At 44.0% G+C, this 22378-nt stretch carries 23 protein-coding genes; 14 read left to right on the forward strand and 9 right to left on the reverse strand.

Annotated features, from left to right (window positions below; translation table 11 throughout):
• Window positions 1–44 precede the first annotated feature (44 nt).
• The 3 genes from trpE to rpe form a co-directional block, all read right to left on the reverse strand.
• Entirely contained in the window at window positions 45–1547 is a 1503-nt protein-coding gene (gene trpE / locus Q4486_RS02415) for an anthranilate synthase component I (protein ID WP_303518060.1), read from the reverse strand.
• 630 nt (window positions 1548–2177) lie between these two features.
• Window positions 2178–2852 (reverse strand): phosphoglycolate phosphatase, encoded by a 675-nt coding sequence (locus Q4486_RS02420; RefSeq protein ID WP_303518061.1) that lies wholly within the window; start codon window positions 2850–2852, stop codon window positions 2178–2180.
• Between the two features lie 2 nt (window positions 2853–2854).
• On the reverse strand, window positions 2855–3529 hold the full coding sequence (gene rpe / locus Q4486_RS02425) for a ribulose-phosphate 3-epimerase (protein ID WP_067865268.1): 675 nt from the start codon (window positions 3527–3529) through the stop codon (window positions 2855–2857).
• 87 nt (window positions 3530–3616) lie between these two features.
• Between rpe and Q4486_RS02430 the strand changes: the two genes are divergently transcribed.
• Window positions 3617–4687, forward strand: a complete 1071-nt coding sequence (locus Q4486_RS02430; RefSeq protein ID WP_303518063.1) for a DUF3530 family protein — start codon at window positions 3617–3619, stop codon at window positions 4685–4687.
• A 39-nt stretch (window positions 4688–4726) separates the two neighbouring features.
• Here the strand turns inward: Q4486_RS02430 and djlA are convergent, their stop codons facing one another.
• Genes djlA through Q4486_RS02445 form a run of 3 tightly spaced genes read right to left on the reverse strand, consistent with a single transcriptional unit; the run spans window position 4727 to window position 7269 of the window.
• Window positions 4727–5551, reverse strand: coding sequence for a co-chaperone DjlA (gene djlA, locus Q4486_RS02435; protein WP_303415787.1), 825 nt, complete (start codon window positions 5549–5551; stop codon window positions 4727–4729).
• Window positions 5552–6229, reverse strand: coding sequence for an N-acetylmuramate alpha-1-phosphate uridylyltransferase MurU (gene murU, locus Q4486_RS02440; RefSeq protein ID WP_303415786.1), 678 nt, complete (start codon window positions 6227–6229; stop codon window positions 5552–5554).
• Window positions 6226–7269 (reverse strand): aminoglycoside phosphotransferase family protein, encoded by a 1044-nt coding sequence (locus Q4486_RS02445; protein WP_303518066.1) that lies wholly within the window; start codon window positions 7267–7269, stop codon window positions 6226–6228. Before Q4486_RS02445 ends, murU begins: the two co-directional genes overlap by 4 nt.
• 241 nt (window positions 7270–7510) lie before the next feature.
• Between Q4486_RS02445 and Q4486_RS02450 the strand changes: the two genes are divergently transcribed.
• From Q4486_RS02450 to Q4486_RS02490, 9 genes are read left to right on the forward strand one after another with little or no spacing between them, the layout of a single operon-like run.
• Entirely contained in the window at window positions 7511–10390 is a 2880-nt protein-coding gene (locus tag Q4486_RS02450; protein WP_303518069.1) for an LPS-assembly protein LptD, read from the forward strand.
• Window positions 10380–11672: a peptidylprolyl isomerase gene (locus tag Q4486_RS02455; protein WP_303518072.1), complete on the forward strand. Its 1293-nt coding sequence runs from the start codon at window positions 10380–10382 to the stop codon at window positions 11670–11672. The genes Q4486_RS02450 and Q4486_RS02455 overlap by 11 nt, the downstream gene beginning before the upstream one ends.
• Before the next feature lie 5 nt (window positions 11673–11677).
• A complete protein-coding gene (pdxA, locus tag Q4486_RS02460) occupies window positions 11678–12676 on the forward strand; it encodes a 4-hydroxythreonine-4-phosphate dehydrogenase PdxA (protein ID WP_303518085.1) in 999 nt (332 codons plus the stop codon).
• Window positions 12677–12679: 3 nt separating this feature from the next.
• Complete coding sequence (rsmA, locus tag Q4486_RS02465) at window positions 12680–13504, forward strand: 16S rRNA (adenine(1518)-N(6)/adenine(1519)-N(6))-dimethyltransferase RsmA (protein WP_303415779.1); 825 nt, start codon at window positions 12680–12682, stop codon at window positions 13502–13504.
• Entirely contained in the window at window positions 13497–13883 is a 387-nt protein-coding gene (gene apaG / locus Q4486_RS02470) for a Co2+/Mg2+ efflux protein ApaG (protein ID WP_303415778.1), read from the forward strand. The genes rsmA and apaG overlap by 8 nt, the downstream gene beginning before the upstream one ends.
• A 24-nt stretch (window positions 13884–13907) precedes the next feature.
• Window positions 13908–14741, forward strand: a complete 834-nt coding sequence (locus Q4486_RS02475; RefSeq protein ID WP_303415777.1) for a symmetrical bis(5'-nucleosyl)-tetraphosphatase — start codon at window positions 13908–13910, stop codon at window positions 14739–14741.
• Between the two features lie 25 nt (window positions 14742–14766).
• Window positions 14767–15087, forward strand: a complete 321-nt coding sequence (glpE, locus tag Q4486_RS02480; RefSeq protein ID WP_303415776.1) for a thiosulfate sulfurtransferase GlpE — start codon at window positions 14767–14769, stop codon at window positions 15085–15087.
• Window positions 15087–16187 carry a hypothetical protein gene (locus tag Q4486_RS02485; protein WP_303518087.1) on the forward strand — a complete coding sequence of 367 codons (1101 nt, stop codon included), beginning with the start codon at window positions 15087–15089 and terminating at the stop codon, window positions 16185–16187. The genes glpE and Q4486_RS02485 overlap by 1 nt, the downstream gene beginning before the upstream one ends.
• On the forward strand, window positions 16187–16918 hold the full coding sequence (locus Q4486_RS02490) for a pteridine reductase (protein ID WP_303518088.1): 732 nt from the start codon (window positions 16187–16189) through the stop codon (window positions 16916–16918). Before Q4486_RS02485 ends, Q4486_RS02490 begins: the two co-directional genes overlap by 1 nt.
• Before the next feature lie 8 nt (window positions 16919–16926).
• Here the strand turns inward: Q4486_RS02490 and folK are convergent, their stop codons facing one another.
• Together folK and folB are read right to left on the reverse strand one after the other, a co-directional pair.
• On the reverse strand, window positions 16927–17439 hold the full coding sequence (folK, locus tag Q4486_RS02495) for a 2-amino-4-hydroxy-6-hydroxymethyldihydropteridine diphosphokinase (RefSeq protein WP_303415773.1): 513 nt from the start codon (window positions 17437–17439) through the stop codon (window positions 16927–16929).
• Entirely contained in the window at window positions 17439–17795 is a 357-nt protein-coding gene (gene folB, locus Q4486_RS02500) for a dihydroneopterin aldolase (RefSeq protein ID WP_303415772.1), read from the reverse strand. Before folB ends, folK begins: the two co-directional genes overlap by 1 nt.
• A gap of 21 nt (window positions 17796–17816) precedes the next feature.
• On the opposite strand from folB, the gene plsY reads away from it, so the two are divergent.
• The gene (gene plsY / locus Q4486_RS02505) at window positions 17817–18404 is read left to right on the forward strand and encodes a glycerol-3-phosphate 1-O-acyltransferase PlsY (RefSeq protein ID WP_303518090.1); all 588 of its coding nucleotides are present in this window, start codon (window positions 17817–17819) and stop codon (window positions 18402–18404) included.
• A gap of 19 nt (window positions 18405–18423) precedes the next feature.
• Here plsY and tsaD read toward each other — a convergent pair whose 3' ends face one another.
• A complete protein-coding gene (tsaD, locus tag Q4486_RS02510; RefSeq protein ID WP_303518092.1) occupies window positions 18424–19452 on the reverse strand; it encodes a tRNA (adenosine(37)-N6)-threonylcarbamoyltransferase complex transferase subunit TsaD in 1029 nt (342 codons plus the stop codon).
• A 209-nt stretch (window positions 19453–19661) separates the two neighbouring features.
• Here tsaD and rpsU point away from each other — a divergent pair, with 209 nt between their 5' ends.
• Genes rpsU through dnaG form a run of 3 tightly spaced genes read left to right on the forward strand, consistent with a single transcriptional unit; the run spans window position 19662 to window position 22365 of the window.
• The gene (gene rpsU, locus Q4486_RS02515; protein ID WP_067865199.1) at window positions 19662–19877 is read left to right on the forward strand and encodes a 30S ribosomal protein S21; all 216 of its coding nucleotides are present in this window, start codon (window positions 19662–19664) and stop codon (window positions 19875–19877) included.
• 47 nt (window positions 19878–19924) lie between these two features.
• The gene (locus tag Q4486_RS02520; RefSeq protein WP_303415768.1) at window positions 19925–20374 is read left to right on the forward strand and encodes a GatB/YqeY domain-containing protein; all 450 of its coding nucleotides are present in this window, start codon (window positions 19925–19927) and stop codon (window positions 20372–20374) included.
• Window positions 20375–20406: 32 nt separating this feature from the next.
• Window positions 20407–22365, forward strand: a complete 1959-nt coding sequence (gene dnaG, locus Q4486_RS02525) for a DNA primase (RefSeq protein WP_303518093.1) — start codon at window positions 20407–20409, stop codon at window positions 22363–22365.
• The last annotated feature ends 13 nt before the right edge of the window (window positions 22366–22378 follow it).

The following is a 22378-nucleotide window of genomic DNA, read 5'->3' on the forward strand; positions in this document are numbered from 1 at the left end:
CAAAACACTCAATAAACCTATCGAGTGTTTTGATAGAAAAGCCTTTAAACTATTTGCGAACTAGCCAAATTATCTAGGCCCCGCTCAACCATAGCCACGGCACTAAAGATAGCCCGCCCCTTATTCATTGTTTCTTTCCACTCTAGTCGTGGAACTGAATCAGCCACAATTCCAGCGCCTGCCTGAATATGCAATACATTATCTTTAATAACAGCAGTTCTGATCGCTATAGCCGTATCCATATTGCCATTCCAAGATAGATACCCTACCGCACCACCATAAACACCGCGCTTAACCGATTCCATCTCATCAATAATCTCCATAGCTCGTACTTTAGGCGCGCCACTCAACGTACCTGCAGGCAACGTTGCACGCAAAACATCCATCGCTGACACATCAGGTTTCAACCTTGCATTCACATTGGAGACTATATGCATAACATGGGAGTAACGTTCAATCACCATCTTATCGGTAAGCTCTACCGCACCGATCTCAGCAACTCGACCTACATCATTGCGCCCTAAATCGATTAACATTAGATGTTCAGCAATCTCTTTAGGATCGGCAAGCAGCTCCTTCTCCATAGCAAGATCTTCTTCCGGAGTCGCTCCCCTCTTACGCGTTCCAGCAATAGGACGCACACTTACCTGCCCATCTTCAACTCGAGCAAGAATTTCTGGTGAAGACCCCACAACATGAAAATCATCCAGATTAAGGACATACATATACGGAGACGGATTTAAACAGCGCAATGCTCGATATAGATCCAACGGCTTACTACTAAAAGGAATGGACATACGTTGGGAAATGACACACTGCATAATGTCACCATCCAAAACGTATTCTTTAATCTTATCCACAGCTTCGATAAATGCCTGCTCTCCGAAACTAGATTTAAATTCGGATTCATTGACAATTCGTTGCTGCCCAGACGACTTATCACCATACGGTGTTGCGGACCTTAGCTGGAGTACAAGCTCATCAAGGCGACTCTGCGCTTTCTCATATGCATTAGCTTCTGCAGGATCAGCATGACAAATCAGCACTAATTTCCCAGCAAGATTATCAAATACAACCAACTCATCTGAAAGCATTAAAAGAATATCAGGCGTACCTAAAACGTCCTCAGGACAACTCTCTTTTAAACGTTTTTCCACATACCGAACACAGTCATAACCAAAGTACCCAACTAGGCCACCGTTAAAGCGAGGTAAACCCTCTATTTCAGGAACGCGATAACGCGCCTGAAAACTTTCTACGAAATCGAGCGGATCATCTACTTGATGACTCTCGCTTAGTTCATTTGCCTCAAAAATAGAAACATTCTCACCGAATACCTTTAAAACCGTTCGACTAGGCAGACCAATAATAGAATAACGTCCCCACGTCTCACCGCCCTCAACAGACTCCAACAAATAGCTATAAGGCGCATTCGCTAATTTTTTGTAGGTAGAAAGAGGTGTATCTAAGTCCGCCAATACTTCACGCGTAACTGGGATACGATTAAAATTCTGTGCGGACAGTTCCGCGAACTGTTCTGGTGTCATGATAGGTCTCTCACAATGCCGATAAACTGTATTTTAAGACGTACTGAGCAGCACAATATAGAGGTAGGTACAGTAATAAAACTGGGATATGAAATCCACAACTCTGTTTGATATATAAAGTTGAGATTAAAGGATATCAAGCCTGCCTAAACTAACGTCTGCTTATGTAAAAACTTCAGACACGCCATCGCCATGACTCTCGAAGAGCAGCGAAATAAACACGTACCGTAATTTTCATTAGCATAGCTGTAGTAAGTAACATTACGTCAGGCTTAGATTTAAGTTAAAGAGAGATAAACCATATAGCAGCAACTAATTTGAATCAACCACCATCAGCAGGAAATATAACTAAATCAGTTTTTCTATACCAGCAGCTACGCGAATTATCGGCAAGGCTTACTAAATAAGCAGCCAAAAAAAACCTCGGATAACCGAGGCATAAATAAGTGCTGTGATAAGATCTAGCCTTGTTTCTAACTTAAGTCTCGAACAATAAAAACTAAAATTTCAAGCCAACAAAACAACCTACGGCCTGTGAGCACATCTATATTACCCAATCAAAAATAACAGAAAAGTCGATTTTAATACCGGAAACGATCATTTCTCACGAAACATTTCCTGCAGACACACTCACAACAGCAGATCTAATCTATCCACAATCAAATCTGGTTTAGAGAGGGATATAGCTTCGCCATGGTTATAACCATAAGGCACACATACAACAGGACAGCCGGCGGCCCTAGCTGCAAGAACATCATTAATAGAATCCCCCACCATTAATGAATTTTCAGCGACAACATCACATCGACGCATAACATCCAACAACGGTAAAGGGTCAGGTTTTTTCTTAGCTAAGCTATCGCCCCCTAATACGACACTAAAAAACCGTTCCAACCCAAATCCAGTTAACATCGAATGGGTAAAATCTATTGGCTTATTCGTCACAAGGCCTAGCTTAATATCTTGTTCCACTAACCCTTCCAAACACTCCAGAGCACCGGGATAGAGCTGACTTTGGTCCGCCGTAGCTTCACCATAAAAACGCAAAAAGAAAGCATAAGCCTGTTCAAACAAGCTTTCATCAACCACCGCAGCATGAGAAGCATCAAGCAAAGCACGTCGCACTAACGCAGCAGCACCCTTACCTACCCAACCAATCACTTTATCCACACCAGCTTCAGGCAAACCTAGAGCAAGTAGCATTTTATCAATAGCACAAGCCAGATCGGGAACACTATCAACTAGCGTCCCATCCAAATCAAACATAACAAGATCCGGATACTGCCCACCAAAAAGCTGACGCACAATCAACGACCTACCAATGCTAATTGTTCACGCATTTGCTGAATCGTTGCCGCATAATCATCCGTATTAAAGATGGCAGACCCTGCAACAAAGGTGTCAGCACCCGCTTCAGCAATCTCTCTGATGTTACCCACACCAACGCCCCCATCAACCTCTAAACGAATATCCAAACCACTTTTATCAATAATTTCACGTGCCTGACGAAGCTTATCCAGCGTTCTTGGAATAAACTTTTGCCCACCAAACCCCGGATTAACTGACATCAACAACACCATATCAACCTTGTCCAGAACATATTCCAAATGACTCAATGGTGTCGCTGGATTAAATACAAGGCCCGACTTACAGCCTGCATCTTTAATCATCTGTAGAGAACGATCCACATGCTCTGAACCTTCAGGATGAAAAGTGATATAACTCGCGCCCGCTTCAATAAAGTCACCAATAAGACGGTCAACAGGCTTTACCATCAAATGCACATCTATAGGCGCTTTAATACCGTGTTTACGTAATGCGCTACACACCATTGGCCCAATTGTAAGATTAGGTACGTAGTGATTATCCATAACATCAAAATGAACAATATCCGCCCCCGCAGTTAACACATTCTCAACCTCTTCACCTAAACGTGCGAAATCAGCAGACAATATCGAAGGAGCGATCTTAAAATCAGGCATATTTTTGATCCAAAAAGTATAGAGTTAGCCCATTTTAACGGAGCAAGCATCTTGCTGTCAGCCTACATCTTACTCATAATCAGAAATATGAAACTTATACTGCCTATTTTAGCCTCTATATTGACATTCACCTCACTCAGTTACGCCGCTGATAATGAGGATTCGACCGCTGCCCCATCAGAGACCTCAGCACCGCTATCCCCCGCGGTTCAAAAACCTCGAATTGAACCCAGCGTAGATGAAAATAGAATTCAAGAACTAGTAAAGAACACACCTGAAGAAACAGAGCTGCTGCAATTAGATACAGGCAAAGCCGACGAAAAACTTATTGGCTTTTACCGCACTGAAGGTAGCGGGATCACTCAAGGCGGCATTATTATATTTCCTGACCAGCACACCCATATGGCATGGCCAGATAACCTAAAATACCTAAGCGAAGGATTATCCGAATTTGGATGGTATACATTAGCTATCTATCTGCCGCAACCGGCAATACAACCCATACCAGAAAGAACACTACCTACACTATCAAACCTCACTCCAACAAACACCTCGACGGAAAGTGAGACCCCTGAACCAGCAAATAATGCATCTTCAACCAAAGAGACATCCTCCACCCCTACTGCAGATACGCCGAAAGAGCCCTACGAAGAGACTATTTTCCGCCTAGGCAAAACAGCTATTAGCTACATGGAAGCCCGCGATAATTTAGACCGATTCATCATTATAGGCATAGGAACCGGAGCCACTTGGGCCGCACAATACGTAAATAAATACCAAGAGGAACAAGACCTTAGGCTTCTAATGGTTGACGCTAAGTCTCCGACAGATAACTCGTTACCCAATCTCTCCAACATACTTCCAGAGATCAAAGATACAATTATTGACCTGCATCACAGCTCACCCAGATCATCCGCGACAAACCTAACACAAAACGCCCCGAACAGCCGATTACGGCTAGCTCGCCATAATAAAATGGATAATTTCCATCAGAGCAGAATGCCTGCCATGACTGATAATTGGAAACGAAATAGCTCTTGGCTGCTAAAACATGTACGCGGCACAATAAACACTTATGTAATAAAAGCTGAAGAAGCTGAGCGCGCCATAAAACTCAATAACAAAATACCCAGCAACGAACAAGCTCCTGGGCAATAATTCCTTTAAGCCTCAATCAACATAACAAGAGATCAGGTGTTACGAATCACGTGCATTTTTAATCCGTTCATAAGCTGCCTGAATCTCTTGGCATTTTTCTTTAGCTATCTCAATCATCTCTTCAGGCAAGCCCTTAGAAACTAGCTTATCTGGGTGATGCTGACTCATATGACGGCGATAAGCCTTCTTCACTTCCGCATCACTTGCATCACTACGAACACCCAAAACCGCGTAAGCATCTTCAAGCATCACACCACTATCGACACCATCATGCCCATGACGATAGAAATCACGTTCTGCTTTAACCCGTGATATTACTTCTTCTACGGAATCAACACCAAAATCCAACAACTGACACACAGCATCAATTACCTTAAGCTCAGCTTCACTCACTTCGCCATCAGCCATAGCAGCTTGCAGCTGAATCTCTACGAACATGAGTTTTACGGTGGGCCTAGATCTCAGCATAATAGATAGAGGCTTAAGGACTTTACTTAAATCGAACTCAGGATCTTTCCCTTCTGAAAAGAAAGACATCGCCTGCAATTTACGAGACTCATCCAAACGCATCTGAACCATTACATTTCGTGCGTACTGAATTTCATCTTCAGTCACTCGACCATCTGCCTTCGCTATCCTCCCCATTACGATAAAGGTTGCTTTAAAAAAAGCCTCCTGAGGGTTCACTGCAGCCGCTGCACCTTTAAGGGCTCGACCAACCAAAAAGCCTACAAAACCGCCAAAAACTATCCCCCACAGTCCGCCGGTAAACAAACCAACCGTCGCCCCCAACAGGATTGACGTAGAATACTTTTTAAAGACTGAGCCCAGCTCTGCGCCTTTTTGCTGTGGATCAAAGGCCATCTATTTTTGCTCCTTTACTAAATCATCTATCTGCCGCAAACGCTCAGGCGTGCCAATATCGGCCCAAAAACCGTCATATACAGCCCCATAAACCTTGCCTTTAGCAATAGCTTCACGCAAAAGCGGCCCTAACGCAGCAGCTTCCCCCTCCACCAAATCAGCAAACATCTCTAGGGGTAAGACACTAACACCACTAAAAGTATACTTCTCCCCACGATCCGCATATAGCCGACCATTATTCAAACAAAAATCTCCTTCTGGATTATGAGGCGGATTAGGCACAAGCACCAAATAAGGCGATTTATCAACCCACTTATTAAGAGAAGAGTAAGGAAAATCCGTAAAAACATCACCATTAACTAAGATAAATGAGGTTTCACCTTCAGACACAAGCAGAGGTAATGCCTTTCTAATCCCCCCCGCAGTTTCTAATGGGTCCACTTCTCGAGAGAAGACAATATTAGCACCAAACCGTCTGCCATCACCTAGATAAGCTTCGATCTGATCACCTAACCATGCGTGGTTAACGACAATATCACTAAACCCTGCCGCGACTAAACGCCGGACATGGTATTCAATCAAAGGGACGCCAGCTATTTCCAAAAGAGGCTTTGGGGTTGTCAGTGTGAGCGGTCTCATCCGCTTCCCTATGCCAGCAGCCAAAATCATTGCTTTCATTCAACAACCCAATCATTCAAGACATCAGCATCAAAATACTGACTTTGCTGCATACGTGGCACCACTTTCTGCACCAACCACCCTGCAATAGGCTTCAACTCTTCCGTTTTTGCAGCTACCGCAATCAAGTAATTCATAGTACGAGGAATATCAGCTAAATAACCTGATTTTCCATCACGGATATTTAATCGCGCAAAAATCCCAATGGCTTTCAAATGACGCTGAGCACCCATAAGATCAAACCAGCGAACAAAATGAGTCGGATCCGGCATGATCTGCCCGTTCTCAATCAAACTTAGGCGATACTGTTCTACCCAACGATACACCTGATCATCAGGCCAACTGATATAGCAATCACGTAATATAGAGGCAAGATCATAAGTCACCGGCCCCTCAACCGCATCTTGAAAATCAATCACACCCGGTGCTTTGCCCTCCCGGTACATTAAGTTCCTTGAATGAAAATCTCTATGCACAAACACTAATGGCTGCTCTAGCGCAGAATCAATCACATAATTAAATAGAAACCTAAGCATCTGCTGCTCATCGGCATCTAATTTAATCTCTAAAAGCTTCTGTAAAAACCACTCTCGAAACAACTCTACTTCTCTATCCAAAAGGGCGCGGTCATAAAGAGGAAGTACCGCTGGCTTACAGCTTTGTATAATCAATAAACTTTCTAATGCATCAGCATAAAGCGGCTCAACAGAAGACTTATTTAATTTACTTAAATAAAGATCATCACCAAAATCTTCCAGCAGCATAAAGCCCTGCTGTAAATCATATTTATGCACATGCGGCACTGAAACGGCTATCTTTTCTAACTCAGCAGCTATAGCAACAAAAGGCTGACTATCTTCTTTTTCCGGCGGCGCATCAACAGCGATCCAGCTCGCCCCATTAGATTTTGCTCGAAAATAACGTCGAAAACTCGCATCTCCAGAGACCGGCAGTAGCTGCCAATCACTAATATCAAACAGATTAAACGCCAATAGCTCGCGCTCCAACCATTGTTTCAACTGCGTATATCTCTGATCCATTAAACTGTTTCGCCCTATATCTTAAGCTTATTTTTCACCTATTATTACACTCCAACCCCTTAAATGGGTACAACATCACTCGCCATAAGCATAAAGAACTGAACAATCCACATAAAAAACAAGCGAATGCTACACTCGCCGCGGAGAATGATTTATCATTCTCCGCTTTATACTTTGTTTAACAGAGGTTCGGGCAATTACCGGATTCTCCGGAAACTGCTGAAACGGATTTAGTTAATAGATGCCCTTCGCCAAACGTTCAACATATACGCTAACACTTGCTATCAGTGCAGCATTACTTTCTAGCTATGCCGCTGCGGAAGCGACGACTCCAGACCAAGAGATGGCTTGGAGCTGTAACATGACAAATGATGGCGAATGGGATTGCTCCGCTAACGAGGAAACCGTCAACACTGTTGAAAAAACAGAGCCGGTACAAAGCAGATCTGAAACAACATCAAATACAGTTCAAGACACCAGCAACGCAGCCAATTCTGTTGACATCCAACCGGCACCAGCAGCCATTGCCGCCCCTATTACAACAGTCCGTTCTGAACAACCTCAACAAACAAGCTCGCAGAACAAGACGAACGAACCAATTACAAAACCACCTGCTGTTGCAGTCAAGCCAACATCAAATGGCGTTTGGGATTGCGTAGCGAACCAAGCAGGTGAGTGGGTATGTAATGGAGAAGAAGGAAGCGCTCAAGCGATCGCATCCCAACCTGCAAAGAAAAACACCCAACCGACCCCAGTACAAACCGCACCAGCAGCAGTAAATACACAACCAATAACAACGGCTGAAGTTATCGGCAATGAGTGGCAATGCAGTACATCCGCCAGTGGCGATTGGGATTGTAGCAAAGTAAATATCCACGCTCTTTCAGTCCCTAGCGGACACACAAATAAAGGCCCATCAACTCCGGCTTACATTACAGAAAACCCATACTCACACTTAGATTGGGCCTATTACAGAAACCCTGTTGGGCAACAGTGTGCAGGACGTTATCTAGAACCAGAATATCCAATCACTGGTGATGAAAAACTTGATAATCCACCGTTATATTTTGAAGCTGACAAATCCTCTACAATTATTGGTGGACTAAGCCAACTATCAGGCGGCGTTCAAATGCGACAGGGCCAGCGACGCTTAAATTCAAGTAACGCTGAACTCGATCAAGTAACCAATAAGGCCCGCTTTGATGGCAACGTACAATATAGAGAGCCAGGCTTACTACTACTCAGCGACAATGCTCAAGTTGATACAGTCACTTCTGAAGCTATTTTCAGTAATACTCACTATGTTATGCATGAAGAAGGCTTAAGAGGTAGCGCAGATCGGATCATCCGTTTAGAAGATGAACGCTTGCGTATGGAAAATGGCGATTATACTTACTGCCCCCCTTACAGCGAAGCTTGGCAACTCCATGCAGATAGCATAGTTATTAACAAAAAAGAGGGGTACGGTGAAGCGGAGGATGCTGTACTACGTATCGCTGGTGTCCCAATACTTTACACTCCCTACTTTACCTTCCCTATTGATGATCGTCGCAAATCAGGTTTCTTATCGCCCAGTCTAGGCTATAGCGGCGACAGTGGTTTCGATATTTCTGTACCTTATTATTTCAACATTGCACCAAATCTAGATGACACATTAACGACTAGACTAATAACCGATCGCGGGCTTATGCTAGAAAATGAGCTTCGATATATGAATGATTGGTCCAAAAACACTCTCAATACCGCTTATATAAATAATGATAAAGTGCTAGACGACAATCGCTGGCTACTGGGTATAGAGCACACTGGGCACTTTGCTGATAACTGGCACACAAATGTAGATTACACCGCAGTCAGTGATAACGATTACTTCGATGATCTAGATACCAATTTAGAAATATCTCGCCAGAATCATTTAGATAAGCGAGCCGATCTCTCTTATATTAAAGAAAACTGGCAATTTAGAGCCAGAGTGCATGACTACCAAACAATTGACAACAGCAGTGATGCACCTTATAAACGCCTGCCTCAGTTAAGACTAACCGGCGTTGAAAGCTTCGGCACAGGCGGGGAATTTAAGTACTTAACTGAATACACCCAGTTTGATCGTAATTTAACGGGGCTCACTGGAAGTGATCGAATAATAGGTGAGCGACGATTTATACAACCTACTTTAAGTTATAGATGGCAAAACCCTTGGGGATACTTAAAACCTCAACTAGGGCTTTGGAGTTCTTCATATTCATTGGAAAATCAAGTTTCAGGATATGACTCAGACCCAAGTATTAACGTTCCGATCCTCAGCATCGATAGCGGAATATATTTTGAACGCGCTATGTCAAATGGCGGTACACAAACCTTAGAACCACGGCTTTTTGCTTTATATGTACCCGAAGAAGATCAAGACAGCATACCCAATTTCGACACGTCTGAACTCACATTTGATTACAGCTCACTGTTCCGCACCAATCGTTTCAGTGGTTTAGATAGAATCGGTGATGCCGAACAACTGTCGCTGGGCATTAGCACTAGGATTTACACAGAAAGTGGCTTTGAACAAGCAAGTTTTAGTATAGGCCAGGCTTACTATTTTGCTGACAGAAAAATCCAACTCGATAGCACCGATCCCGATGAAACAAGTGGTCAAAGCGATATAGCGACACAAGCCGCCTGGAACTTATCACCCAATTTCCGAGTCAGCTTAGATACCATTTTAGATAACAGCGATTACAAAGTTTCTGAATCTAATGCTAGATTACGTTACAACAGCGACACCAATCATCGATTCAACTTTAGTTATCGCTTCAAAGATACAACAAGGGAACAAACTGATTTATCATTCATCTGGCCGCTTGCCAATAACTGGACGGGTATGGGACGTTGGTTATATGACATCCAAGACAGCGACAGTCTTGAAACAGCCCTGGGAGTCGAGTATGAAAGCTGCTGCTGGAAAGTTAGCTTTGCAGGGCGCCGCTGGCTTGATGACACAGATGAATTTGATACAGGCATTTTCCTTAAATTTACCCTTAAAGGACTCGGCTCATTCGGAAGCGGCGATAGCAGCTTCATGGATGACATAATCGGCTATGAAGAGCGTGAAGAGCAAAATGAAGACTAAGCTCAGAAAAATATTTTCAATCGCAGCATTAACTCTGCTAATTCCCACTCACTCTGCACTTGCGGACGCAGTTCCGCTCGACCGAGTAGCCGCCGTGGTTAATGACGGCATTGTTATGCAAAGCGAGCTTGATCAACGCGTTGCGATAACTCGTGAACAGCTATCCGCCCGTAACACAAAGTTACCTCCCGATAATATCTTCCGCAAGCAGGTTCTAGATCGCTTAATATTGGAAAGCATCCAAAAACAGCTTGCTCTACAGCAAGGGATTCGTATCTCTGATAGCCAGCTCAACAACACCTTAAACGGCATCGCCTCACAAAACGGCTTATCATTAGAGCAGTTCCGCGAAGCATTGATCGCCGAAGGACGGAACTACGCCCAAGTCAGAGAGCAAATTCGTGGCGAATTACTGCTTAACAGTGTCCAGCAAAATATGGTCAACCGACGTATTCGCGTATCAGAACAAGAACTCGACAACTTTTTGAAATCCGAAACAGGCCAAAGCCAGCTGTCTGCAGAATATTCCTTAGGGCATATCTTAATTGCTACTCCCTCTCAAGCATCACCAGAGATGATTCAACGAGCAGAAAGAATTGCTAAAGATATTCACACTAAACTCGAAAATGGAGAGGACTTCTCCAAGCTCGCGGTGGAATTTTCCAACGCACCTAACGCACTTAATGGTGGCGACCTAGGCTGGAGAAAGGCAGCAGAATTACCTGAAACTTTAGGGAATGCAGCGCGCCAACTTTCCCCCTCAGAATTCAGCAAACCTATACGCTCATCAAGCGGCTTCCATATCATTCTAATGAAGGATAAACGCGGCGGTTCAGTGCAATTAGTAGAGCAACGCCTTGTAAGCCACATATTACTTAAACCGAGTGAAATTAGAACGTCCGCCCAGGCACAACAACAAATAATGGATATCAAAAAACGAATCGATAACGGCGAATCATTTTCGTCATTAGCAAAAGAGTTTAGTGATGATCCCGCTAGCGGTTCAGAAGGCGGATCTCTCGGCTGGACTCAAGATGGACAAATGGTCCCTGAATTTGAAGAGGTGATGAACAATACACCTACAGGGCAAGTATCAGCACCTTTTGAATCACGCTTTGGCTGGCATATCCTAACCGTCCTAGATAAACGCACCCAAGATCTAGGCGATGAGATGCAAGAAAACCGTGCACGAGCCGTTATCCAAAAACGTAAGTTCAATGAAGAACTAACTAATTGGTTACGCGAGATACGTTCACAAGCTTATGTAGACATCAAGGAGTAATCAGCTTGGGGACGAACCGCCTTGTCATTACACCAGGTGAACCTTCGGGAATTGGCCCTGACCTGTGCATTCAAATTGCACAGTTAGGGCACATTGATGAGTTAGTTGTCATTGCTGACCCAGAACTTCTTCGTCAACGGGCGAAGCAATTGCAACTTCCGCTCAACATTGAGCAATTCGACCCCGCTCAACCCGCATCACCAACACCAGCCAGAACATTAAAAGTAATTCCCGTTCCACTGAAAGCAGACGCTATCCCCGGAAAGCTCAATACCGCAAATGCGGAATATGTTTTAGCTACATTATCCCTAGCAGCTAACGGCTGCTTAGATGGCACTTTCTCCGCACTCATTACAGCACCCGTTCATAAAGGTGTGATCAATGACGCCGGCATTCCCTTTAGCGGCCACACAGAATTTCTCGAAGCATTAACAAAGACAAAAAAAGTAGTCATGATGTTAGCAACCGAAGGGCTACGTGTTGCTTTAGCCACCACCCATTTACCACTTCGAGAAATAGCCGATGCGATCACACCCGCCTTACTGACCGAAGTGATTGAAGTCCTCAATCAAGATCTAAAATCCAGTTTTGGAATTAAGTCACCTAAAATATTGGTCACAGGCCTCAATCCCCATGCAGGCGAAGGCGGTCATTTAGGTATGGAAGAGATTGAAGTTATAGAACCTACTCTGGAAAAATTAAAAGCAAAAGGGATTAATCTAATTGGCCCCCTCCCCGCCGATACTTTATTTACAGAGAAATACCTACAAACCGCTGATGCCGTATTGGCTATGTACCACGATCAAGGCCTACCCGTGCTAAAATACAAAGGCTTCGGCAAAGCAGTAAATATTACCTTAGGCATGCCCATTATCCGTACATCGGTCGATCATGGTACAGCACTTGATTTAGCAGGCACGGGAACTGCAGATCCAGGAAGCCTATTAACAGCAATAGATTATGCTGGCGAAATGTCTCGCCATCGCAGCCAACTCGCGAACTAATTCATGAGCAAAAAACCAGTAGCACATAAAGCCCGAAAACGTTTTGGGCAAAACTTTCTGCATGATCACGGGGTTATTCGCCGTATTATTCGTGCAATATCGCCTCATGAATCAGACCAAATGGTTGAAATTGGGCCAGGGTTAGGTGCCTTAACTGAAGAGCTGCTATCTGAAGCAGGTGAGCTCGATGCAGTAGAGCTCGATAGAGACCTCCCCCCTATTTTACGCACTAAGTTTTTTATGTACGGGGACAAATTCCGCATTCATGAAGCGGATGCAATGAAATTTGATTTTTCACAACTCCGCAAAGGCGAAAAACGTCTACGTATAGTTGGAAATCTACCTTATAACATATCAACCCAATTAATCTTCCACCTACTCAGCCATTCAGACAATGTAGAAGATATGCATTTTATGCTGCAAAAAGAGGTGGTTGATAGAATGGCCGCCGGACCTGGTGAAAACAACTACGGCAGGCTAGGTATCATGGCGCAATATTACTGCAATGTAGAATCACTATTTAAAGTACCGCCAGGTGCTTTTAACCCTGCACCAAAAGTAGACTCAGCGATTATAAGGTTAACGCCTTACCATGATTTACCTTATGTCGCAGAAGATGTAGAACAATTCAAAACAGTCGTTAGAACCGCGTTTAACATGCGCCGTAAAACATTACGTAACAATCTAAAACCTCTGCTTAGTGCTGAAGCACTCGAGAGCATTGGAATTGATCCAACACTACGTCCAGAACGATTATCAGTTGCTGATTTTGTCACCATAAGCAACTACCTTACTCAACACAAAGGCAAAGAAAAAATTAATGGATAATATGTCGCTTGGGGATAAAATAATTATAGATGTCAACACTGCCTATCTGGATAAGCAATCTGATCCCGATAGTAAGCGTTATGTGTTTTCTTACAAAATTACAATTACCAATCACAACCCTATTCCAGTACAGCTTTTAAATAGACATTGGTTAATTACCGATGGAAATCAACATATTCAAGAGGTCCAAGGGGAAGGTGTTGTGGGTGAACAGCCTATTATAGAACCCGACTCGAGCTACACTTATACCAGTGGCGCAGTACTCACCACCAGCGTCGGAAGTATGCAAGGACATTATGAAATGAGCACCGATGAAGGCGAACTGTTTAAGGCAGCCATCACCCCATTTACTTTAGCCAGTCCAAACGCATTACACTAATTAATAAGAACAGAGTCGCATCCTATGGCTACATATGTAGTTGGTGATATTCAAGGCTGTTATGAGGAGCTAATGCTTCTCTTACAACAAATTGAATTTTCCGAAAATGACCAACTATGGATAGCTGGCGACTTAGTTAATCGCGGTCCTCATTCACTCGAAACCTTACGATTCATTAAGTCCCTGGGACCTCGCGCTACCTGCGTTCTCGGTAATCATGACCTACACCTACTTGCTGTATATTTTGGCGCAACCCATCATAAACGTAGCGATACCTTAACCCCAATTCTTCAAGCGCCCGATAAACACGAGCTACTCTCATGGTTACGTAAGCAAAAACTTATGGTTTACGACAGAGACCAAAAAGTAGCTATGGTACATGCGGGCATTCCGCCATGCTGGAGCATTCAAAAAGCACAAAAACGTGCAAAAGAGGTCGAAAAGGTACTCAATAGCACCCTAGCCGGCGAATTCTTTAATCATATGTATGGTAATCAACCCGATATCTGGTCCTCGCACCACCAAGGCTGGAATCGTTTAAGACTTATTACTAATTACCTAACACGCATGCGTTTTTGCACACCTGAAGGCAAGCTAGACTTTTCAGCTAAGGGCGATTTAGCCTCACAACCTCAAAACCATAAACCATGGTTTCAATTTCCGCGTAAAGATCCAAATGAGCAAGATATACGTATTCTTTTTGGTCACTGGGCTGCATTAGAAGGGGAGGCAAAAGCTGAGAATGTCTTTGCCTTAGATACAGGGTGCGTATGGGGAGGCGAGTTAACGGCATTACGCTTGGACGATCTACAATTATTTCACACACCCGCTATTACACCCAGATTACAGCCCTTATAACCAGCATATATACAAGGATAATTTGATGAGCCAATTTAAATGTATAGATTCAACACAAGCTGCCGCCTTAATCCAAGAGGGTGCTGCCGTCGTTGATATACGCGACCCACAAAGCTACTCCCAAGGCCATATATCTGGATCAGTTAGTCTAAGCAATGAGAATATGCATCAATTCATGCATGATGCTGATATGGAAAAACCCTTGTTAGTTTGCTGCTATCACGGCATTAGCAGTCAATCTGCTGCACAATTCCTTATCGAACAAGGTTTTGATGAGGTTTATAGCATCAATGGTGGTTATGAAGCTTGGCGCATCGAACAACCCAGTCTATGCGAGAATGCATAATGGACATATACCTAGTCGGTGGTGCAGTAAGAGATCAGCTTTTAGGCTATCCCGCATTTGATAAGGACTGGGTCGTTGTCGGCGCTACGGCAGAAGAGATGATATCTCAGGGCTATCAGCCTGTAGGCCAAGATTTTCCTGTCTTTATCCACCCAACAACAGGCGAAGAATACGCACTCGCTAGAACAGAAAGAAAATCAGGCAAAGGCTATACCGGCTTTAATTATCACGCAGACCCTTCTGTCACATTAGAAGAGGATCTACTCAGGCGAGATTTAACAATTAATGCAATGGCATTAGGCCCAGATAAGCAACTGATTGACCCCTACAATGGCCAAGACGATCTACAAAAAAAGTTACTACGCCATGTATCACCTGCATTTTCAGAAGATCCATTAAGAGTACTACGTGTAGCCCGCTTTGCCGCTCGATATGCCCATCTAGGCTTTAGTGTCGCAGATGAAACAATGGCGCTAATGCAGCAACTTTCTTTAACTGATGAATTAGAACATTTAACCGCGGAACGAGTATGGAAAGAGTTCGAACGCGCCTTAACCGAACAATCCCCTGAAGTATTTTTACAAGTTCTACACCTATGCAATGCGATTCCTAAAGTACTTCCGGAGTTAACTAAGGCATTGGACGAACAAACATTTATCGATGACTTCATCAGCATTCGTAATAAAGCGGACAGCTCTATTACTCGCTTTGCATGCTTACTTTCATTAACGACTCAAGTTGATATAAATCACCTGTGCACTCGATTACGCACCCCAAACGATTACAAAGAGCTCGCATTACAGTGCAGCCAACATCACAAGCAACTTGCTCATTTTGATAAGCTAGCAGGAAAAGAAAAACTAGAAATCATTCTTCAATTAGATTTAATACGCAGACCACAGCGTCTACCCCAATTACGACGCTGTCTAGATGCCATACACAACACAGTAAGCCTCGATACACTCGGCCCGATATTAGACCAGATAGCTCAAATCCAACCAAAGCAACTTATGGCCGAAGGTTTAACGGGAGCAAACTTAGGAGAAGCGATCAACAACCGTCGCTTATCTATCTGCCAACAATTCAATCAGGATGCATAATGAACAGGGTAGCCTTAATTACAGGAGCAGCAAAAAGAGTTGGTGCCATTATCGCCGCACACCTTCATGCCCAAGGCTATTCAATTCTAATTCACTACAACTCATCTCTTAGCGAAGCAGAGTCTCTTGCAAACAAACTAAATAATATCCGTCCCGATAGCGCGGACATACGTCAAGCTGACCTAAATATAATGCACGAGGTAGAGCAATTAGCAGATAGCAGTCTTAATAAATGGGGACGTATTGATCTACTAATTAACAACGCCTCAGCCTTCTATCCCACACCTCTGAGCACCAGCACGCAAGAGCAGTGGGACAATCTAGTAAATTCCAATTTACGCGCCCCCTACTTTCTCAGTGCCGCATTAAGCCAAACCCTTCGTCAAAACAACGGCTGCATTATCAATATGATTGATATACACGCACAACGAGGGCTACCAGGTCATCCTATTTACTCAATTGCTAAAGCAGGACTAGAGATGATGACTAAAAGCCTTGCCAAGGAGCTGGGGCCAGAAGTTCGCGTTAACGGCGTATCACCCGGAGCTATTTTATGGCCCGATGCAGGCTTATCTCAAGCGCAACAAACAGCTATTTTAGATAAAACATTACTAGGAAAAACAGGTGATGCAGAAGATTTAGCAGAAGCCGTCTACTTTTTAGCCAACGCAGACTATATTACCGGCCAAATACTCGCAGTAGACGGTGGAAAATCACTTTATAGCCATTAATTCTGAGTTCAAGTACGACAAGGAAGCTGATGCCCTGCCCACTCAAACTCGACCGTCCAAAGCTTTTGCTGGTTTTGAGAAGATCCCCACAACTCAGCATAGGTCATATCTAATTCTGGGTGTTTTATATCTGGCGCAATCTCTGCTAACGGCTGCAACACAAATGCATTTTTTGTCACTTCGTCTCTCGGTAACTGAACACCCGAAAACACTCCGACACATTGATCATAAGTTAAAATATCAATATCCAACGTACGTCCACTAAACTTCGGACCTTTTCGGCAGCGCCCATTATCATCTTCAATACGCTTCAATCGCTTAGATAATTCAGAAACAGAGAGTTCTGTTTCAAATTCAGCGACAAGATTAAGAAAATTATCGCCTTCAAAACCAACCGCCTCACTTTCATAAACAGAGGAGATCAGCAATGATCCAAAATGCTGTTGAAGCGCATCCAGCGCCGAACGGGTGTAACGCTCTCTATCAGTATTACTACCAACACTCACAAAAACCTGAGCCATTAAAACCGCTCTCCACGCTCAATAATTACACCTACATCAGCAGCTTTGGGTACAGCCCCCGGCTTACCTAAGCGCAAACGCAACCATTTTACAGAAAATTCATTGATCACAATTTCTGCAATTTGCTCTGCCATAGTTTCAACCAGCAAAAATTCACTTTGCTCAATAAACTCAATCAAACGGTCAGAAACCGATTTATAGTTAAGCGTATTCTCTACATCCTCAGTATTCGCCGCTTGACGGATATCCGTACCCATCTCCAAATCGAGATTAACTCGCTGACGAATTTCGCGCTCCCAGTCATAAATACCTATAACTGTTTCCACTTCTAACTCTCGAATGTACACTAAATCCATAACTCTACTCTTGGACTGATAATGACCGATACTGGCTTAATCACCATTGGACTAGTTTTTTTAGCTTATCTTTGGGGCTCTATCCCCACAGCCGTACTTGTTTGTCACGCATTAAATATTCCCGACCCCCGAAAACAGGGTTCAGGAAACCCTGGAACAACCAATGTACTCCGTATAGGCTCACGTAAAGGAGCACTCGCCACTCTTGCAGGCGACGTAGGCAAGGGCATCTTAGCACTTTTACCTTGTTCCATTTTACAACTACCTAGCACTGAACAATCATTATGTGCGCTAGCCGCTATAATAGGGCATCTCTTCCCTTTATTTTCTTCATTTCGGGGCGGAAAAGGCATAGCCACAGCGCTTGGGGTATGCGTCAGCCTGTTTTGGCCAATCGCCATACTGCAAACATTTGTGTGGTGCCTCATTTTCGCTCTAAGCCGAACAGCCTCAATGGGGTCAATTGCTACTGTCCTAGTCACCCCTATACTCGTCTGGCTGGCTGCACCAGCCTACCTTAACGTGATATTAGTGATCTCAGCCTTACTTTTACTCAGTCACCGTACAAATATAAGAAACTTACTACAAGGTAAAGAGCCTCGTTTTTAGGTGCAAGCCAAGATCCTAACTATAACGCAGCAAGAGTATCTAACGGCCAACGAGGTTTAGTAATTATTTCCAAGCCACTCTGCTGTCCAGCCATTAACCTCTGGCAGCCTGCATAAGCGATCATCGCGCCATTATCAGTACAAAACTCAGGACGCGCATAAAACAATTTAGCTCGTTCCTTCTGAACCATCTCTTCCAAACGTTCACGCAATCGCTGATTAGCACTAACCCCACCAGCAATAATCAGCTGTTTAAAGCCCGTATGCTGTAATGCACGCTTACACTTAATTGCCAAAGTATCAACAACAGCTTCCTCAAACGCGGCCGCAATATCACAGATCGTTTGATCATCAATGCGCCCATTTTTATCACGATGATCATTACTCGTATTCAACGTATACGTTTTAAGCCCTGAAAAACTCATATCCATACCGGGGCGATCAACCATGGGTCGGGGAAAACGAAAACGCGTGCGGTCACCCTGCAGGGCATATTTGGCAACCAACGGACCACCAGGATAATCAAGTCCAAGCATTTTAGCTGCCTTATCAAACGCCTCACCAGCAGCATCATCTAAAGATTCACCAAGCAGCGAGTATTGACCTATACCATCCACTTGAACTAGCTGGGTATGGCCTCCTGACACAAGTAAAGCAACAAAAGGGAAAGATGGCGGCGTGTCTTCAAGCATAGGCGCCAAAAGGTGCCCTTCCATATGGTGTACGCCTATAGCAGGAATACCCCAAGCCAACGCCAAAGCTCGACCCGTTGAAGCGCCTACCATTAACGCACCAATAAGACCGGGCCCAGACGTATACGCAAGTGCATCAACATCGCCTTTTTTTAGGCCCGCTTTTTGAAACACTTCATCAAGTAGAGGTAACAGCTTACGCACATGATCACGTGACGCCAATTCAGGCACCACTCCGCCATATTCAGCATGCATTTTTACTTGGCTATATAAGACATCTCCCAACAACCCCTGCTCACTGTCATAAATAGCAACACCCGTTTCATCACAAGATGTTTCAATTCCCAATACACGCATTCTTACCCACCTACCTTACATACTCATCAGAGGTTTGCGCGCATTATACCCTTGCCCTTCAATACCTGCACATAAAATAGCGAACCCTAGCATTAACTGCTTTACTTAACTTAGCGAAAGGAATAGAATTTTGCGCCTTGCCGTAAAACCGTCTGTTTTATGGCAAGTTTTATTATATTTAACTCAACAATTATAGGGTTTGTTAAAACATGCCAGCTGTAAAAGTTAAAGAAAACGAGCCATTTGATGTAGCTCTACGTCGCTTCAAACGTTCTTGCGAAAAAGCAGGTGTATTAGCTGAAGTTCGTCGTCGTGAATTCTACGAGAAGCCAACATCTGTACGTAAACGTAAAGCAGCAGCAGCTGTTAAACGTCACGCTAAAAAAGTATCTCGCGAAAACGCACGTCGCGTACGCTTGTACTAATACACGAGATATACATTAGATCCCATTCAGGTAATTAGAGGTGAGTCATGTCAGAGCTTAAGCAGCAAATCACTACCGAGATGAAAGCTGCAATGCGTGCCAAAGATAAGGAACGCTTAAGCACTATTCGCATGATGTTAGCCGAACTCAAACGCATCGAAATTGATGAGCGCATTGAGCTGGATGATACACGAGTACTTACGGTGCTAGACAAAATGTCTAAACAGCGCCGCGACTCTATCTCGCAATTTGAAGAAGCGGCACGCATGGATCTTGCAGATGCTGAGCGACGGGAGTTGGAGGTGATTAAAACTTTCCTGCCGCAACCGCTTACCGAAGAAGAAGTAGCAGCTATTGTAAAAAAAGCTGCGGAAGAATCTGGCGCACAATCCATGCAAGACATGGGAAAAGTCATGGGGCTAATCAAGCCTCAGGTACAAGGCCGCGCCGATATGGGTATAATTTCCAAGCTCGTCAAATCGCAATTATCCAGCTAAACTGCCGCTGAATATATTCAGCAGCTGATAATATGGCCGGACGCATCCCACAAAGCTTTATTGATGACCTTTTAGCACGCGTCAACATCATTGACGTGCTAGATGGACGTGTCCAAAAGCTAAAACGAGCAGGTAAAAACTACTCTGGACTTTGTCCGTTCCATAAGGAAAAAACCCCCTCATTTTCTGCCAACCAAGAAAAACAATTTTATTACTGTTTTGGCTGTGGTGCAGGCGGCAACGCCCTTGGGTTTCTTATGGATTACGAGAACATTAGTTTTCCAGAAGCGGTTGAAGAACTCGCCAAAAGCGCCGGAATGGAAGTCCCCCGCGACGACTCTCCTCACCAACGCGAAAAAGATCAGCAACTCAAAACGCTCTACGAACTCCTAGAAGCCGCGACAACTTACTATGAAAATCAGCTTCGAACTAACGACACTCGCATAGATGCCGTGAATTACCTCAAATCTCGCGGACTGAGCGGACAAGCGGCCAAAGCCTTTTCTATCGGCTTCGCACCTTCCGGTTGGGATAATCTACTTACCCACCTAACCGGTGGCGATTTAGAGAAAGCAAAGCGGCTAGAAGAAGCAGGCATGCTTATTCACAATGAGGAGAGAGATAGCCGCTACGATCGATTCCGTAATCGCATCATGTTCCCGATTAGAGATCAACGTGGAAGAACAATCGGTTTTGGTGGACGCGTACTCGGAGATGATAAACCTAAATACCTTAACTCACCCGAGACACCAACCTTCCATAAAAGCCGAGAGCTTTACGGTCTTTATGAAGCTCGAAAACATAACAGCAAACTAGATAGACTGATCATTGTTGAAGGTTACATGGATGTTGTCGGCTTAGCACAATATGGGATCCACTATGCCGTAGCGACTCTAGGCACAGCAACAACGGATCAACACCTAGAGCGACTCTTTAAAATTGTCCCCGAAATCATCTTTTGCTTTGATGGGGATAACGCAGGACGTGAAGCAGCAGTACGTGCACTTAAAACAACCATGCCCGTGATCGAAGATGGCAAAGAAGCCCGCTTCCTCTTTTTACCTGAAGGTGAAGACCCTGATAGCTTAGTTAGACAGGAAGGTGAAGCTGCATTTAGCGAGAGGCTCTCGAAAGCACAACCTTTGTCGGAATTTTTCTTTAAAAGCTACTCAGAAAATGCTGATTTAGATAGCATGGATGGGCGCGCTCGATTTAGCACAGAAGTATTACCAACCATAAACTCAATGCGACCTAGTCTACTGCAACAGATGATGCTGGATCGAATATGCGAGTTGACCAACCTATCCCTCGAACAATTACAAACCACCGTCAACTTCCATGAAGCCATCACACCCAGCACCCCTCAAATAAGCCCGTCAGTTCAGACTGAAAGCACATACAGTGAATATGATTATCAGCCAAACGATCATGTACACTACTCCGATAGCGAAAGACATGATTACGATACAGTAAACACTTACTCACCCTACAGCAGGGACAAATTCAGCAGTAATAACGTTAAAAAAGGCTCAAGGCCCTATCAGCAACGCCCCAGCAACACCGAGCTCTCATTTGCAGCGAAGCTAATCGCCCTACTACTGCATTATCCTCAGTTAGCCACCGCCCACAAATTTCCTGAAGGGTTAAAGCTATCTAAAGAGCAAGATATCAAGCTACTTATTCAGCTCATTGATTACTACTCATCCAACCCAAACGCTACACTTGGACAGCTAGCAGTTGACTGGCGAGAAGATGAAAAGCTATCACAAACGATCATCAACCTTTACGAAATATCAACATCTCTAGAAATACATTCAGAAACCGATGCTCGCCTATACCTCAAAGACTCTCAACACGGGCTGGAATTAAAAGCACTTGAACTTGAGATCTCAGCTATTCAGAAAAAGCATCAACTCAACAAGGACGAAAAAATAGCACTTGCACAGAAACTGCAAAAACTCCACCAACTTAAAGATATCGCAAAAGATTAACTCTATCGCACTT

It is taken from the genome of Neptuniibacter sp. 2_MG-2023 (assembly GCF_030547495.1).
Lineage (GTDB): Bacteria > Pseudomonadota > Gammaproteobacteria > Pseudomonadales > Balneatricaceae > Neptuniibacter.

Bases quoted from the DNA above. Each gene is read 5' to 3' on its own strand.
- trpE (WP_303518060.1), bottom strand. From the start codon at position 1,547: ATGACACCAGAACAGTTCGCGGAACTGTCCGCACAGAATTTTAATCGT.
- rpe (WP_067865268.1), bottom strand. From the start codon at position 3,529: ATGCCTGATTTTAAGATCGCTCCTTCGATATTGTCTGCTGATTTCGCA.
- Q4486_RS02430 (WP_303518063.1), top strand. From the start codon at position 3,617: ATGAAACTTATACTGCCTATTTTAGCCTCTATATTGACATTCACCTCA.
- djlA (WP_303415787.1), bottom strand. From the start codon at position 5,551: ATGGCCTTTGATCCACAGCAAAAAGGCGCAGAGCTGGGCTCAGTCTTT.
- murU (WP_303415786.1), bottom strand. From the start codon at position 6,229: ATGAAAGCAATGATTTTGGCTGCTGGCATAGGGAAGCGGATGAGACCG.
- Q4486_RS02445 (WP_303518066.1), bottom strand. From the start codon at position 7,269: ATGGATCAGAGATATACGCAGTTGAAACAATGGTTGGAGCGCGAGCTA.
- Q4486_RS02450 (WP_303518069.1), top strand. From the start codon at position 7,511: ATGCCCTTCGCCAAACGTTCAACATATACGCTAACACTTGCTATCAGT.
- Q4486_RS02455 (WP_303518072.1), top strand. From the start codon at position 10,380: ATGAAGACTAAGCTCAGAAAAATATTTTCAATCGCAGCATTAACTCTG.
- rsmA (WP_303415779.1), top strand. From the start codon at position 12,680: ATGAGCAAAAAACCAGTAGCACATAAAGCCCGAAAACGTTTTGGGCAA.
- apaG (WP_303415778.1), top strand. From the start codon at position 13,497: ATGGATAATATGTCGCTTGGGGATAAAATAATTATAGATGTCAACACT.
- Q4486_RS02475 (WP_303415777.1), top strand. From the start codon at position 13,908: ATGGCTACATATGTAGTTGGTGATATTCAAGGCTGTTATGAGGAGCTA.
- glpE (WP_303415776.1), top strand. From the start codon at position 14,767: ATGAGCCAATTTAAATGTATAGATTCAACACAAGCTGCCGCCTTAATC.
- Q4486_RS02485 (WP_303518087.1), top strand. From the start codon at position 15,087: ATGGACATATACCTAGTCGGTGGTGCAGTAAGAGATCAGCTTTTAGGC.
- Q4486_RS02490 (WP_303518088.1), top strand. From the start codon at position 16,187: ATGAACAGGGTAGCCTTAATTACAGGAGCAGCAAAAAGAGTTGGTGCC.
- folK (WP_303415773.1), bottom strand. From the start codon at position 17,439: ATGGCTCAGGTTTTTGTGAGTGTTGGTAGTAATACTGATAGAGAGCGT.
- folB (WP_303415772.1), bottom strand. From the start codon at position 17,795: ATGGATTTAGTGTACATTCGAGAGTTAGAAGTGGAAACAGTTATAGGT.
- plsY (WP_303518090.1), top strand. From the start codon at position 17,817: ATGACCGATACTGGCTTAATCACCATTGGACTAGTTTTTTTAGCTTAT.
- tsaD (WP_303518092.1), bottom strand. From the start codon at position 19,452: ATGCGTGTATTGGGAATTGAAACATCTTGTGATGAAACGGGTGTTGCT.
- rpsU (WP_067865199.1), top strand. From the start codon at position 19,662: ATGCCAGCTGTAAAAGTTAAAGAAAACGAGCCATTTGATGTAGCTCTA.
- Q4486_RS02520 (WP_303415768.1), top strand. From the start codon at position 19,925: ATGTCAGAGCTTAAGCAGCAAATCACTACCGAGATGAAAGCTGCAATG.
- dnaG (WP_303518093.1), top strand. From the start codon at position 20,407: ATGGCCGGACGCATCCCACAAAGCTTTATTGATGACCTTTTAGCACGC.